Below are 13,649 nucleotides of genomic sequence, written 5' to 3' on the forward strand. Positions count from 1 at the left end.
ACTTTTGGAAGGCAATTATGAAAAAACTACTTACTTTGGCAGCTGTTGCTGCATTATCTGCTGGTGCTTATGCTGCTGATGAATGTAAAGTCGTTATCGAAGGTAACGATTCTATGCAGTACAACATCGATAACTTCGAGATTGATACTGAAGCATGTGCGGAGTTCACCATTGAACTGAAGCACGTTGGTTCACTGCCTAAAGCAGCAATGGGCCACAACGTGGTTATCTCTAAAACAGAAGATTTCCAAGCGGTTGCTAACGATAGTATCGCAGCTGGCGTTGACCACGATTACATCAAGCCAGAAGATGATCGCATCATCGCACATACCGGTTTGATCGGTGGTGGCGAGTCAACCGAAATCACCTTCTCAACTGAAGCGTTGGCAAAAGACGGTGAATACACCTTCTTCTGTAGCTTCCCTGGCCACAGCGCGATTATGAACGGTACCGTTACTGTTAAATAAGAGGCTAGCCTTGATAAAAAAACCGCAGTGTTCGCTGCGGTTTTTTTATGCCTGCTCGGCTAACCAGACGGCGAGTTGCTCAGTATTAAACGGATAGAGCAGCTCTTGATCGCTTTCTGGACAATAAACCACTGGGACCAATACACCATAACGCGCTTGTAGCGCACTGCTTTGATCGATATCGAGCACAGTGAATACGGCATTTTGTGCACGCAACATATGTTCTGCGTGTTGGCACAGATGGCAGCCTTGGCGGCTCATGAGTTGTAAGGTTTTTTCGCGCATCTCTGTTTTATCCTTATTGAACACCGTACAATAGATGTTTATTCATCATAAACATCTGACTATGACTCTTTTTGAAGCCACCATCCTTGCCTTGGTGCAAGGCGCCACCGAATTTTTGCCTGTTTCCAGCTCAGCACATCTGATCCTAGTACCAAAATTGCTGGGTTGGGCCGACCAGGGCTTGGCGTTTGATGTGATTGTTCATGTGGGGACACTCACCGCGGTGCTTGCGTATTTCCGTCGTGACCTGGCGCAAATTATCGTCCATTGGTTTCAACAATTCAAACGCGATCATCACGATCCTCAAGGCTACGCACGCTTAGGCAACCTGATTATTTTGGCCACGATTCCAACCGGATTGATCGGTTTGGTGATCAATCAATATCTTGATGATGGTCTTTTGCGTCACCCTTTGGTGATTGCCGGGGCAACGTTTGTTTTTGCTTTGGCGCTATGGTGGGCGGATCGCTATGGCAAACGGCGCAAAGCGATTGAACAAACCACGGTTAAAGCGGCGATGATATACGGGCTTGCGCAAGCAGTTGCCTTAATCCCCGGCACATCACGCTCGGGGATCACCATCACCGCCGGGCTGATGCTCGGTTTTACCCGTGAAGCAGCGGCGCGTTTTTCGTTTTTAATGTCGATCCCGATTATCGTACTGGCCGGTGGGCTAAAGCTGAAAGAATTGATCGAACAACCCGAAGCGGTGGCGGTGATGCCGTTAGTGGTTGGGTTTGTCGTATCCGCGCTATCAGCCTACGCCTGTATTGCGATTTTCATGAAATTACTCGAGCGCACAGGCATGGGTATTTATGTGATTTACCGAATCTTGCTGGCCGCTGTGCTGGTTTGGGTATTTATTTAATTGGCGCTACAATACGCAGAGAAACATAACACCAAAAAAGAGGACACTATGGGTTTTTTACAAGGCAAAAAAATCTTAATTACCGGGCTTGCGAGTAATCTATCGATTGCCTACGGTATCGCAGAAGCCATGCACCGCGAGGGCGCAGAGCTGGCATTTACCTATCAAAACGAAAAACTCAAACCGCGCGTAGAAAAAATGGGCGCAGCATTTGGCAGCGAGATTTTCTTACCCTGTGATGTGGCGAGTGATGAAGAAATCGAAGCGGTCTTTGCAGAACTCGGCAAACATTGGGACGGCTTAGATGGCTTGATTCACGCGATTGCCTTTGCCCCGCGCGAGGCGATTGAGGGACGTTTTTTAGATGGCGTGAGCCGTGAGAATTTTTCGCTGGCTCATGAAATCAGCGCCTATAGCTTTGCGGCGCTGATGAAAGGCGCGTATCCAATGATGCGTGGACGTAACGCTGCCGCCTTAGCGCTCACCTATCTTGGCGCAGTGCGTGCAATCCCGAATTACAACACCATGGGACTGGCAAAAGCCTCGCTTGAAGCCTCAATTCGTTATATGGCCGCTGATTTAGGCGAAGATGGCATTCGCGTCAATGGTGTGTCTGCTGGTCCAATTCGTACCCTTGCCGCCTCGGGCATCAAGAACTTCCGTTCGATGCTCAAAGGCTTTGAGAAAACCGCACCGCTGAAGCGTTGCGTAACCATAGAGGAAGTCGGCAATGCGGCTGCGTTCCTCTGTTCTGACCTGGCCTCTGGTATCACCGGTGAAATCACCTACGTGGACGGCGGCTATAACATCCTTTCCTCACCCATCCTCGACGATTAGTCAGCATAAGGAGAAAACCATGAGCTTAACCTTTGAGTTAAAAACCAGTAAAGACAACCAGTTTTATTTCAACCTGGTTGAAAATGGCAAAGTGCTCGTAAAAAGCGAGATGTACACGCAAAAGCGTTCTTGCGAGAACGGCATCGAGTCTGTACAAAAGAACTGCGGCGAAGACAAGCGTTACGAGCACAAAACCGCGTCTAACGGTAAAAAATACTTTAACTTGAAAGCCAGCAATGGTCAGGTGATCGCCACCAGCATGATGTTTGATGACATCGACGCTGTGGTTAAAAGCTGCAAAAAAGCCGCAAAAGCGAAAACAGTCGAAGCTTAACGGCCCCTGTGTTTTCTGACTCTGCGTGCCACCCGGTGCGCAGGGCAGAGATTTTTATGTCACACGTAGACCTGCACTGTGGCATAGAGGATTCCTGTTTTTTGACGTAAGGCTAAAGATTACGTTGCCCTCATAAAGTCCTGAGATAACCCGTATTTGCGGATTCAGGCTTGAATATCTGTATTTAAACCCCATTTCTGTGGTTCATTGACTACAGGAAGCTTTATGTTTGATGCGCATTCCACCACGATTTTATCCGTCCGCCGCGGCAGCCATGTTGCGATTGCTGGCGACGGACAAGTCTCACTTGGCGATACGGTGATGAAAAGTAACGCACGCAAAGTGCGCCGGTTGTACCACAACAAAATCCTTGCCGGATTTGCCGGCGGCACAGCGGATGCTTTTACCCTATTTGAACGTTTTGAAGCCAAATTAGAAGAGCAAGACGGACAATTATTGCGCGCTGCGGTTGAGCTGGCGAAAGACTGGCGCACCGATCGTGCCTTACGTCGTTTAGAAGCGATGTTGATTGTTGCCGATCGGGAAACCACGCTGATTCTTTCCGGTAACGGCGATGTAGTCGAGCCTGAAGACAGCATTGCCGCGATTGGCTCTGGTGGGATGTATGCGCTTTCTGCGGCGCGCGCGCTCTATCACAACACCGAAATGAACTCACGCGATATCGCGGAGAAAAGCCTGCATATTGCTGGCGATATTTGTGTGTATACCAATCACAATATTATTGTTGATGAATTAAAGGACCCATCATGAGTGAATACCGCGATTTAAATATGACCCCGCGTGAAATCGTCGAAGAATTAGACCGGCACATTGTCGGACAACGTGAAGCGAAGCGCGCGGTGGCGAACGCCTTGCGTAGCCGCTGGCGCCGTCGGCAGATTGAAGAGCCGCTGCGTAGCGAAATCACCCCGAAAAATATTTTAATGATCGGGCCAACCGGGGTTGGTAAAACCGAAATCGCGCGCCGTTTAGCGAAACTCGCCGAAGCACCTTTTGTTAAGGTTGAGGCAACAAAATTTACCGAAGTCGGTTATGTTGGCCGCGATGTTGATTCGATTATTCGTGATCTGGCGGAAACCTCAATTAAGCTCGAGCGCGAACGTGCGCGTAAAGCGGTGCAAAGTAAAGCACGTGAAGCCGCGTTGGAACGCGTGCTCGATGTGCTGGTGCCATCGGCGAAAAAGCAAACCGCTTGGAGCGATGATACGGCACAACGCAGCGACGATAACCCAGCGCGCAAAACCTTCCGCGAGCGTATTTTACGTGGTGAGCTCAACGACAAAATGATTGAGATTGAGGTCAGCGAACAAACCAGCGCGTCGTTTGAAGTGATGGCGCCGCCGGGGATGGAAGATATGAGCAGTCAGCTCTCTGATATGTTCAAAAACCTTGGCAAAGCGAAGAAAACCACGCAAAAGATGACGATTGCTGATGCTTTAGTCGCGCTTGCCGAAGATGAAGCCGACAATCTGGTTTCTGACGATGAGATCAAACAGCAGGCGATTCGTAACGCCGAGCAAAATGGTATTGTTTTTATTGACGAGATTGATAAAGTCGCCAAACGCGCGGAAACCGGCGGTGGTGAAGTATCTCGTGAAGGGGTGCAGCGTGACCTGCTGCCGTTAGTCGAAGGCTCAACGGTTTCTACCAAATACGGCATGATCAAAACCGATCATATTTTGTTTATCGCCTCGGGTGCGTTCCATCTGGCCAAACCTTCTGATTTAGTACCGGAATTGCAAGGGCGGATGCCGGTGCGTGTTGAGCTGAAAGCGCTCGGGGTGGAAGAATTCAAGCGTATCCTTACTGAACCGGATGCGTCGCTGATCAAGCAATATACCGCGCTATTTGCCACCGAAAACCTTACGTTAGAGTTTAGTGAGGATGGGATTGCACGTTTGGCAGAGATTGCCTATCACGTGAATAAAACCACCGAGAATATCGGTGCGCGTCGCTTACATACGCTGATGGAGCGTCTCACCGATAATCTATCTTACGACGCGGCTGATCGCAGCAATGATGAGACGGTGCGCATTGATGCCGCTTATGTGGAACAAGCGCTCGGCGAGCTCTCAACCAATGAAGACCTCAGCCGCTTTGTTTTATAATAATTAGCGGGCCATAAAAAATGCTAGCTTAGCCAGTGCTGAAAAAACCCATCAATGGCTGATGGGGTTTCATGGGTGCTTAATTATCGCCGTGGATAAAGTGCATATGACGTTCGTATTGGTTCAAGATGTCGTTGATGATTTGCTCGGTGGTATAACCCATAATGTCATAACCACGCCCGCCTTCACGTAAATACACTTCCGCGCGCCAATAGCGATCATCCCCTTTGCTTTTCGCCTTTGAGCCGCCTTGTCCGTACATAAAGACAGGCGTTGGGGCGCTCGCTGGCACGACGCGGTAAATGAAATCCATCTCAGTGTGGTGAAAAGCGCGGAACGCGATACTGTCTTGCTCTTGTGACGCTTCGATCTTTGAGGTGACGCCATTTTCTTTGAGCGCCGCACTCACCGAGCCCATCGCCTCACGCACGCGTTGGTCGATAAATTGAGTGACTTTGCGTTGACTTGGATAGCTGATAATGCGGCTGACCCGTTCACGCCAGTTTAAGCCGCCAGCAGTTGGTGCGGCAGCGAAATCGAGCTGTTCAGCGTCTTTTTTGTTCATTTCTTCGCGCAAACTGCGGTTTAATGACCATAAATAGAGCAATAACACCACTGAGAACGGCAATGCCGCGATCACATTGACCGCCTGCAAGGCACCAAAACCGCCAGCAAAGAGCAATCCTAAAGTGATCAGCCCCATCAGTGCTGCCCAGAACAAACGCAGACGAATCGGCGCGTCTTCTTCCGGGGTTAACCCTTTCATACTTAAATTCGCCAGCACTAAGGCGCCAGAGTCTGCTGAGGTGACAAAGAAAATTAGCCCGATAATGACGGCAACCGATGCCCAGAATTTCGCTAAAGGATACTGGTCTAAGAGGGCGAATAAGCCCATCGCTGGATCGTTGATCGCGATATTGCCTAATTCGCTGAATCCGCCAAGATAAAGGTCGATAGCGCTGTTACCAAAGATTGAGAACCAGGCAAAAATAAAGCCCAACGGAATAAAGAGCACGCCAAACACGAACTCACGCAGCGTACGCCCACGTGAAATACGCGCAATGAACATGCCAACAAATGGCGCCCATGCAACCCACCAGGCCCAGAAAAACACCGTCCAGCCAGATTTCCAGGCCTGACCTTCTTCGCCTTGATAGGCATAGACATCAAAGGTTTTACCGATCACAGTTTGGAAATAATCGCCAACGTTTTGCACAAAAGCGTCGAGCAAAAACAGCGTGGGTCCCATGGCCAGTAACGCAACTAACAACAGCGCGGCCATACCCATATTGATCTCAGATAAACGTCGTACACCGCGCTCAACGCCGGTGGTGGCAGAAATAGCGGCTATAGTGATGACTAGCACAATAATGATTGTTTGAATGAGTTTGCTGGGTGCGATGCCAAAAATATGGTCTAGGCCTGCGTTAGCCTGTAAAACGCCAATCCCCAAACTGGTGGCGATCCCAAAAACGGTACACACAATACCAAAAATATCAACCGCATCGCCCATCCAGCCAGCGGTACGCTTCGCACCGATTAGCGGCAGCAGGGCGCTACGAAGCGCAAGCGGTTGACGCTTACGGTAGGCAAAATACGCCAAGGCCATGCCGATGAGCACATAAATCCCCCAACCGTGCATCCCCCAGTGGAGAAAGGTTTGGGTGATCGCGATGCGCGCGGCGTTGATTTCCTCAGCACGTGCGCCCGGGGCGGTTAAGAAGTGGCTGAGTGGCTCAGAAGCCCCAAAAAACAACAAATCAATACCAATCCCTGCGGCAAAGAGCATCGATGCCCAGGTGATAAAAGGAAAATCCGGTTTGGCGTGATCGGGGCCCAGCTTGATATCGCCAAACCGCGACAGGCCGATATAGATCATAAAGATTAAATAGGCGGCAACGACCAGCATGTAATACCAGCCAAGCTTGTCTGAAATCCACGATTGCATGGTTGCCAAGACGGCACCACTTTGTTCTTGGAATGCCATGGTGAAGATGACCGAAAAGATTGTCACGGCAGTGGCGACATAAAAAACGATTTTATTGAGTTGGGTGTTGGTGCTGAGTTGTGCATCAGCGTTTTGTGTACTCAAGGGATAATTCCTTTGTGTTATATGTGAGAGTCATAGCAAGGCGCTCTATGAGCACCTTGCTTGATGGTTGTTGGGCAAAGCTGCCGAGTTAGAGGGGTTAACCAGCATTAATTGCGGGTTTGTCCGGCGATATAATATGGCGCATCTGATTTTGGCAGTGGCGCGCGCTCACGAATATTATCAGCGATTTTTTCTGCCATCGCGATCACAGTGGCGTTAAGGTTGCCGGTGATGATTCGTGGCATCAACGAGGCATCAACCACGCGTAGTCCACTCATACCGTGGACGCGACCTTGTCCGTCAACTACACAGTCATCGCCTTCACCCATTCGACATGTGCCACAAGGATGATAGGCGGTTTCGCCGTGTTCACGCACAAACTGATCGAGCTCAGCGTCGCTTTGCAAATCAGCACTCGGGGAAATCTCTTTACCCGCATAAGGGGCTAGCGCAGATTGCGCGAAAATTTCTCGCGTGATACGGATGCCGTCGCGGAACTCCTGGCGATCTTGTTCATGGCTCATATAGTTGAACAAAATGCTTGGTGCGCGGTTCATATCGCGGCTTTTTAGCTTCACCCGACCGCGGCTAGGTGAGCGCATCGAGCCCATATGCATTTGGAAACCATGTGCATCAATGGCGTTACGCCCATCGTAGCTGACAGCCACCGGCAGGCAGTGGTATTGAATGTTTGGCCAGGCGAACTCGTCGCTACTGCGGATAAAGCCGCCAGCTTCAAACTGGTTACTCGCACCAATCCCTGTGCCAAAGAATAACCACTCAGCACCAATTGGTGGTTGGCGCCACCATTTCAACGCTGGCGCTAACGAGACAGGCTTTTTGCATTCGTATTGGATATAGAGCTCTAAATGATCTTGTAGGTTTTTGCCTACGCCATCGAGCTCGTGTACCATTTCAACGCCGGCTTCACGCAACCAGTCGCCAGGGCCGATACCGCTACGCTGCAGGAGTTGGGGTGATTGAATTGCGCCTGCGCTGAGGATTACCTCACGCTCAGCATAAACGCGATGTTTATCGCCTTTGATGAACACATCGACGCCGATCGCGCGTTTGCCGTCAAATAAAATACGATCGACCATCGCGTGGGTGGTGATGGTGAGATGCTTGCGGTGTTTGATGCGATCAAGGTAGCTACGCGCGGTTGAAGAACGTCGTCCTTTTGGCGTAACAAAGCGGTCCATTGGCCCAAAGCCTTCTTGCTGATAGCCGTTGAGATCCTCGGTGCGTGGATAACCGGCTTGTACGCCAGCCTCGATCATCGCTGCAAATAATTCATTATTGCCCGGTTTGGGTGTCGTGACGCTCACCGGACCATCGCCGCCATGATAGGCATTGCCGCCAATATCGCGCGATTCAGATTTGCGATAGTAAGGCAGGATGTCGTGATACGTCCAATCAGCCAGCCCGTCGCGTTTCGCCCAATGATCGAAATCGAGCGCGTTACCGCGAATGTAGCACATGCCGTTAATCAGCGACGAGCCACCAAGGCCCTTGCCGCGACCACAATCCATGCGCCGATTGCTCATATACGGCTCGGGATCGGTTTCAAACGCCCAGTTATAACGTGTGCCTTGTAATGGGTAGGCAAGCGCTGCCGGCATCTGGGTGCGGAAATCAAAGCGATAGTCCGGGCCGCCGGCTTCGAGTAGTAATACCGAAACCCCGGCATCTTCTGATAAGCGCGAAGCGAGCACATTGCCCGCTGATCCCGCGCCGATAATAATGTAATCATAGCTTCTGTTCATGATTATCCTTGGGTTATAAGGTGAGTTGTGCGCTTGGCTTTAAAAAGCTGCCTCAAACGGTGCTAGCGCAACTTGAATAGACTTGTTGCGAGTGTAGGCATAGAGCGTTTCAATACCGTTCTCACGACCCACGCCCGATTGTTTATAGCCACCAACCGGCATGACCGCCGGAGAATCGCCCCAGGTATTGATCCAGCAAATGCCGGCTTCGAGCTGATGAATGAGGCTGTGCGCGCGGCTGAGATCCGGGCATACTACGCCCGCAGCCAGGCCGTAAGGCGTATCGTTGGCGCGCTCGATCACCTCTGCTTCGCTGTCGTAGGCCAGGATGCTCATCACTGGGCCAAAAATTTCCTCGCGAACAATACGCATTGAATCATCACAATTGCTAAACACGGTTGGTGCGACGTAAAAGCCACTGTCACCAATACGCTCACCGCCACAAAGCAGTTTCGCACCTTCGGCTTTACCTGAGGCGATGTAGGCGAGGGTGTTGTCTAATTGTGCGGCGCTGACTAAAGGCCCGAAATTGGTGTCCTCATCCATTGGGTCACCCACACGAATGCGTGCGACGCGCTCGAGCACCGCAGCTTCAAAACCAGCCTGCAAAGCTTTGGGGATAAACACCCGTGTGCCGTTAGTGCATACCTGACCTGAGCTGAAAAAGTTCGCCATCACCGCAATATCTGCCGCCATGCCAATATCAGCATCGTGGGTGATAATCAGCGGTGATTTGCCGCCAAGCTCCATGGTGACGTCTTTGAGCGAGCTTTGTGCGGCGCTGGACATCACTTTTTTACCGGTTGACACACCGCCAGTGAACGAGATTTTCTCAATCTCTGGGTGTTCGCTAATCGCAGCACCTATTTTGCCATCGCCGAGGATCACATTAAATAGCCCGTCAGGTAAGCCGGCTTGTTGGTAGATTTCGGCGAGTTTTAACGCGGTGATTGGGGTGACTTCGCTGGGTTTAAAAATCACCGCATTGCCTGCAGCGAGTGCTGGTGCGGATTTCCACAAAGCGATTTGGATGGGGTAATTCCAAGCGCCAATCATCCCGACGACACCAAGAGCCTCGCGGCGGGTATAAACAAAAGAGGCTTCCGATAAAGGCATTTGTTTGCCTTCAATGGCTGGCGCTAAACCAGCGTAATATTCCAGCACTTCAGCCCCAGTGACCACATCAACCGCGAGTGTTTCTGAAAGCGCTTTGCCGGTATTCTGGGTTTCTAAATGCGCGAGCTCGTCGTTACGCTCATGAAGGATCGCCACTGCACGATGTAAAATACGCCCGCGTTCAAATCCAGAGAGCGCTGCCCAGTCTTTTTGCGCTTTGGCTGCGGCGGTAACCGCTTCATCTAGCTGTGTATCGCTGGCGTAGCTCATGGTGTCAATAACGCTGCCATCAGCCGGATTGATTACTTCACCGTCTGCGCTGTTTTCAGGCGTGTAGGCGCCATTTATCCAAGATGTTAACATATGTGCTTCCTCCGTCGAATGTAACAGCTGACGCGGTGTTGTCGCATCAAACTGCGCTAAATTCATTGTGTGTGGCTTATGTGCTATAGGGCAGGTCTTCGCGCCCTAACCAATAGGACACCGCTCAAAAAAAAGTTGTGCATTATACGCGTTTTGGCCAGTAAAAGCCATTATAGTGAACAGATGATTGTTTGATTTGCTGGGAAATGGGAGTCGCGATCAACCACATGGTGCGGTTATTGTTTGCTATGGCGTCTGTGACGTTTATGAATAAGCTAGGGGATGATGCGACGTGCATCGTACACCTCTTATATACGTTAATGGATAGCCTTGATTACACAGAACGCGCGGGTAAATGGCAAAAACATACTCCGGGCATTATGTTACGAATGTGTGGAAGATGTTCGCAGATTGGAACAATGTAGCGCAACATACCGCGCGGGTATAAAAAAGTCACATTAATAGGCGTGACTGCTTTTCCTACCCAGCGTGATAGAGTGGATGCAAGATGGTTGCGGTTAACACCCCATGGCATCGGTGGCGTACGATAATACGGCGTTTTCATCCAGCCTTTTTCACTGATAGAACGCTTTGAGAGCGACACACTGAGATAATCAAACATCATTAGCGCCCTAGGGAAGCGTTCGGCAATCGCGGCAAAGAGTTTATGCAATTGCGATTCGTCAAAATACATGAATAAACCCTGTGCCGTAATCATGACGGCACGATCAGGTGGTACGGCATCAAACCAGGCGGTATCAAGCGCACTCTTAGCGATATGAAGATGCTGTGCATCGGGTTGAATAAAACGCTCACGAAGGGCGATTGCCTCTGGTAAATCGACGCTAATCCATAATGCGTCTTCGCTGGCAATACGGTAACGCTGGGTTTCCAATCCTTCACCTAAATTCACAATCACGCCATCAGGGTGTAGGTTGAGGAATTCGCGAATTTTGTCATCAAAAAGCTGCGAGCGTACACCGTGGCTGCCATCTGCCTCACCAAAATGCCGTGTGTAGTCATAATCCAGAGCGCGATAAATTGCTAAACACATCTCATCACGAATGCAGCCGTCTTTACGCATTGCTTCGCTGGCGCGGTTATGCAGCGTCCATAACATGGTTTCGGGGACGCCTTTAACATTTGGATTTTTTTAGCCATCGGTTTATCCCTGTAAGTAACGGTTTGATTTATAAACAGCCAGTTAGAAAATAAACGCAGTATAAGAGGTTTAGTACCGAAAATAAATACAAATAATAACCGTTATCATTATGATGGTGTAATCACATATAACGCAATCTTATTGACATAACTATGAGACGATTATTTGCTATGGTATCGACTAACTTTATGAACAAGGAATGATGATATGGAAGACCGTGCGCCGCGTATTGCCTTAGTAGCCCATGATGCACGCAAAGCAGCAATGCTTGAATGGGTGGAGAAACACCGCGACCTACTCGCCTGCTGCACACTTTATGGCACCGGTACCACCGGACAACGCATTATTGATGAAACCGGGCTGAAGGTGACGTGCTTATTATCCGGTCCGCTCGGCGGCGATCAACAGCTTGGGGCGATGATTGCCGAAGGTAAGCTCGATGGCATGGTGTTTTTCCTCGATCCGATGACCGCTGTGCCGCATGATGTCGATGTTAAAGCGCTGCTGCGTATCTCGACGCTCTATCAAATCGCGGCCGCCTATAATGAGCGCACCGCGGATTTGATCATGCGTGGCTTGTTACAGGAGCGGCCGTTAGACCAAGAATAACTCTTAAGAAGGGCTATTGATACCAGTCTTTGAGCGCGAGCTGATCATCTAAACAAATAATATCAGCGCAGCGTCGGTGGCTAATGCTGGCTAGATCGGCTCTGCCGAGATAGTTTGCCGGGGTGCTGACCGCCATTTTGAGTGCGCTTTCTAAATCGGCGTGCATATAGCGGATGGCGTTATGCAAGCAGCGCAACAGCGTCACATGTGCGCCAGCGAGCGAGCCAGCTTCGTTTACCAATCGATCTTCGCGCACAAACACTTTCTGTCCAGTGAGCATAAACTCTTTAATATCAGTGCCGATGGTGTGCATAGAATCGGTCACCAGCATCAAACGCTCAGCACCAAGCAGCTGATAAGCGCTGCGCAAGGCAAACGGATGTGAGTGAACGCCATCAGCGATAATGCCGGCGTATAAATCGAGTGAGACCGCGCTGCCAATCGGGCCAGGATCACGGCCTTGCATCGGGCGCATCGCGTTATAAAGGTGGGTAATGCCGGTTAACCCTTCGCTGTTTGCGGCGATTAAATCGTCATGAGTTGCCATGCTGTGCGCCATATTGATATGCAAACCGAGCTCGTGAAATCGTTTGACCGTGCCGGCTGGGAGGCGTTCTGGAGCAAGCGAGATAATGCTGTGCTGTAGGGCCGATTGATGTTCGGCAAAACAGGCAAAATCCGCATCATCCGGGGTGCGGAAAAAGCGTTGTTGGTGGGTGCCTTTTTTCTCAGGATGGAGAAACGGTCCTTCGAAATGTCCACCAATCAGTCCGGGTATGCCTGCTTCGACGCCTTCAGCAATCGCGGCAATCGCTTGATGATAGCGCTCGGGGGTATCGGTGATAAAGGTGGGCAGCATCGCGACAGTGCCGTATTGACGGTGCGCCGCAAGCATCGTTTCAATGCCTTGACGGTCTGGTGAATCATTAAATAACACCCCGCCACCACCGTTAGCCTGTGTTTCGACAAAGCCGGGGCTTAGTGTGCCGTTAACAGAAATCACTTCGCAGGCATCATCAAGCTGCGCCCGTGGGATAATCGCCTGGCTGACGCCGTCTTTCACCGCGAGCACCCTATCTTCTAATAAGCGGCCGCGGTCAAAAAGTTGATTGGGGAGGTAGTATTGCATCGTGTCCTCAGATGCCGTCATCAGAAGTGTGTGATTTTTTTTGTTGAGATTGTTCAGAGAGGGTGGTGAGTCCTTCGCGAGCGCTTTCTACCAACATAGTCGCGAGCGTATGCACATCCGCTTCGTCTTCGCGCTCCATCGTCGCCTCAACCAGCATTTGCACATTTGCACCGCTGATCACTTCGCAATCCTCTCGTGCCATAGCGATTTTGGCGCATTCACGAAACGGCGTGCCACCAAGGATATCGGTCAGGCATAACACTGGCGATTCGCCGAGCGACTCAACAGCTTTGTTCAGTGCTGCGCTGAAATCATCGCCGCTCATGCCTTCTGAAAAATTAATCACCTGACAATCGCTTAGCTCACCGCAAAGCAGTTGCGCGGCTGAAGACAGGCCTTCAGCAAACTCGCCGTGCCCGGTTACTATGAGTTGAATCATGGTTTTTCCTATTGATTAGCTTGGGTTCGCAGTTGCCTGCGAACCCGATAATG

At 50.5% G+C, this 13,649-nt stretch carries 14 protein-coding genes; 7 read left to right on the plus strand and 7 right to left on the minus strand.

Going from position 1 to position 13,649, the window contains the following annotated elements:
* The first annotated feature begins 17 nt into the window (after positions 1 to 17).
* Positions 18 to 467, plus strand: a complete 450-nt coding sequence (gene azu / locus L0B52_RS06790) for an azurin (protein ID WP_235063975.1) — start codon at positions 18 to 20, stop codon at positions 465 to 467.
* 45 nt (positions 468 to 512) lie between these two features.
* Here the strand turns inward: azu and L0B52_RS06795 are convergent, their stop codons facing one another.
* Positions 513 to 752, minus strand: a complete 240-nt coding sequence (locus L0B52_RS06795) for a glutaredoxin family protein (protein ID WP_235063976.1) — start codon at positions 750 to 752, stop codon at positions 513 to 515.
* Positions 753 to 813: 61 nt separating this feature from the next.
* Here L0B52_RS06795 and L0B52_RS06800 point away from each other — a divergent pair, with 61 nt between their 5' ends.
* The 5 genes from L0B52_RS06800 to hslU all read left to right on the plus strand — a co-directional run bounded on the left by L0B52_RS06800 (position 814) and on the right by hslU (position 4,920).
* Positions 814 to 1,620, plus strand: a complete 807-nt coding sequence (locus L0B52_RS06800) for an undecaprenyl-diphosphate phosphatase (protein WP_235063977.1) — start codon at positions 814 to 816, stop codon at positions 1,618 to 1,620.
* Between the two features lie 48 nt (positions 1,621 to 1,668).
* Positions 1,669 to 2,457, plus strand: coding sequence for an enoyl-ACP reductase (locus L0B52_RS06805; protein WP_235063978.1), 789 nt, complete (start codon positions 1,669 to 1,671; stop codon positions 2,455 to 2,457).
* 19 nt (positions 2,458 to 2,476) lie between these two features.
* Complete coding sequence (locus L0B52_RS06810; RefSeq protein WP_235063979.1) at positions 2,477 to 2,791, plus strand: YegP family protein; 315 nt, start codon at positions 2,477 to 2,479, stop codon at positions 2,789 to 2,791.
* Between the two features lie 225 nt (positions 2,792 to 3,016).
* Entirely contained in the window at positions 3,017 to 3,562 is a 546-nt protein-coding gene (hslV, locus tag L0B52_RS06815) for an ATP-dependent protease subunit HslV (RefSeq protein ID WP_235063980.1), read from the plus strand.
* Positions 3,559 to 4,920: an ATP-dependent protease ATPase subunit HslU gene (gene hslU, locus L0B52_RS06820; RefSeq protein ID WP_235063981.1), complete on the plus strand. Its 1,362-nt coding sequence runs from the start codon at positions 3,559 to 3,561 to the stop codon at positions 4,918 to 4,920. The genes hslV and hslU overlap by 4 nt, the downstream gene beginning before the upstream one ends.
* A gap of 79 nt (positions 4,921 to 4,999) precedes the next feature.
* Here hslU and betT read toward each other — a convergent pair whose 3' ends face one another.
* From betT to L0B52_RS06840, 4 genes are all read right to left on the minus strand, one after another.
* Complete coding sequence (gene betT, locus L0B52_RS06825) at positions 5,000 to 7,012, minus strand: choline BCCT transporter BetT (RefSeq protein ID WP_235063982.1); 2,013 nt, start codon at positions 7,010 to 7,012, stop codon at positions 5,000 to 5,002.
* Positions 7,013 to 7,119: 107 nt separating this feature from the next.
* The gene (gene betA, locus L0B52_RS06830; protein WP_235063983.1) at positions 7,120 to 8,778 is read right to left on the minus strand and encodes a choline dehydrogenase; all 1,659 of its coding nucleotides are present in this window, start codon (positions 8,776 to 8,778) and stop codon (positions 7,120 to 7,122) included.
* 39 nt (positions 8,779 to 8,817) lie between these two features.
* Entirely contained in the window at positions 8,818 to 10,257 is a 1,440-nt protein-coding gene (gene betB, locus L0B52_RS06835; protein ID WP_235063984.1) for a betaine-aldehyde dehydrogenase, read from the minus strand.
* 334 nt (positions 10,258 to 10,591) lie between these two features.
* Positions 10,592 to 11,377, minus strand: a complete 786-nt coding sequence (locus L0B52_RS06840) for a class I SAM-dependent methyltransferase (RefSeq protein WP_235063985.1) — start codon at positions 11,375 to 11,377, stop codon at positions 10,592 to 10,594.
* A 249-nt stretch (positions 11,378 to 11,626) separates the two neighbouring features.
* Here L0B52_RS06840 and L0B52_RS06845 point away from each other — a divergent pair, with 249 nt between their 5' ends.
* Positions 11,627 to 12,028, plus strand: coding sequence for a methylglyoxal synthase (locus tag L0B52_RS06845; RefSeq protein ID WP_235063986.1), 402 nt, complete (start codon positions 11,627 to 11,629; stop codon positions 12,026 to 12,028).
* Between the two features lie 13 nt (positions 12,029 to 12,041).
* On the opposite strand, the gene nagA is transcribed toward L0B52_RS06845, so the two are convergent.
* Complete coding sequence (nagA, locus tag L0B52_RS06850) at positions 12,042 to 13,178, minus strand: N-acetylglucosamine-6-phosphate deacetylase (protein WP_235063987.1); 1,137 nt, start codon at positions 13,176 to 13,178, stop codon at positions 12,042 to 12,044.
* Positions 13,165 to 13,596, minus strand: coding sequence for a PTS galactosamine/N-acetylgalactosamine transporter subunit IIA (agaF, locus tag L0B52_RS06855; RefSeq protein ID WP_235063988.1), 432 nt, complete (start codon positions 13,594 to 13,596; stop codon positions 13,165 to 13,167). Before agaF ends, nagA begins: the two co-directional genes overlap by 14 nt.
* Positions 13,597 to 13,649: the final 53 nt, after the last annotated feature.

The sequence above is a fragment of the Suttonella sp. R2A3 genome (genome assembly GCF_021513215.1).
Classification (GTDB): domain Bacteria; phylum Pseudomonadota; class Gammaproteobacteria; order Cardiobacteriales; family Cardiobacteriaceae; genus JAHUUI01.

What these genes read in the sequence shown, in the direction of transcription:
- azu (WP_235063975.1), top strand. Translation starts at nt 18, where the DNA reads ATGAAAAAACTACTTACTTTGGCAGCTGTTGCTGCATTATCTGCTGGT.
- L0B52_RS06795 (WP_235063976.1), bottom strand. Translation starts at nt 752, where the DNA reads ATGCGCGAAAAAACCTTACAACTCATGAGCCGCCAAGGCTGCCATCTG.
- L0B52_RS06800 (WP_235063977.1), top strand. Translation starts at nt 814, where the DNA reads ATGACTCTTTTTGAAGCCACCATCCTTGCCTTGGTGCAAGGCGCCACC.
- L0B52_RS06805 (WP_235063978.1), top strand. Translation starts at nt 1,669, where the DNA reads ATGGGTTTTTTACAAGGCAAAAAAATCTTAATTACCGGGCTTGCGAGT.
- L0B52_RS06810 (WP_235063979.1), top strand. Translation starts at nt 2,477, where the DNA reads ATGAGCTTAACCTTTGAGTTAAAAACCAGTAAAGACAACCAGTTTTAT.
- hslV (WP_235063980.1), top strand. Translation starts at nt 3,017, where the DNA reads ATGTTTGATGCGCATTCCACCACGATTTTATCCGTCCGCCGCGGCAGC.
- hslU (WP_235063981.1), top strand. Translation starts at nt 3,559, where the DNA reads ATGAGTGAATACCGCGATTTAAATATGACCCCGCGTGAAATCGTCGAA.
- betA (WP_235063983.1), bottom strand. Translation starts at nt 8,778, where the DNA reads ATGAACAGAAGCTATGATTACATTATTATCGGCGCGGGATCAGCGGGC.
- betB (WP_235063984.1), bottom strand. Translation starts at nt 10,257, where the DNA reads ATGTTAACATCTTGGATAAATGGCGCCTACACGCCTGAAAACAGCGCA.
- L0B52_RS06840 (WP_235063985.1), bottom strand. Translation starts at nt 11,377, where the DNA reads ATGTTATGGACGCTGCATAACCGCGCCAGCGAAGCAATGCGTAAAGAC.
- L0B52_RS06845 (WP_235063986.1), top strand. Translation starts at nt 11,627, where the DNA reads ATGGAAGACCGTGCGCCGCGTATTGCCTTAGTAGCCCATGATGCACGC.
- nagA (WP_235063987.1), bottom strand. Translation starts at nt 13,178, where the DNA reads ATGACGGCATCTGAGGACACGATGCAATACTACCTCCCCAATCAACTT.
- agaF (WP_235063988.1), bottom strand. Translation starts at nt 13,596, where the DNA reads ATGATTCAACTCATAGTAACCGGGCACGGCGAGTTTGCTGAAGGCCTG.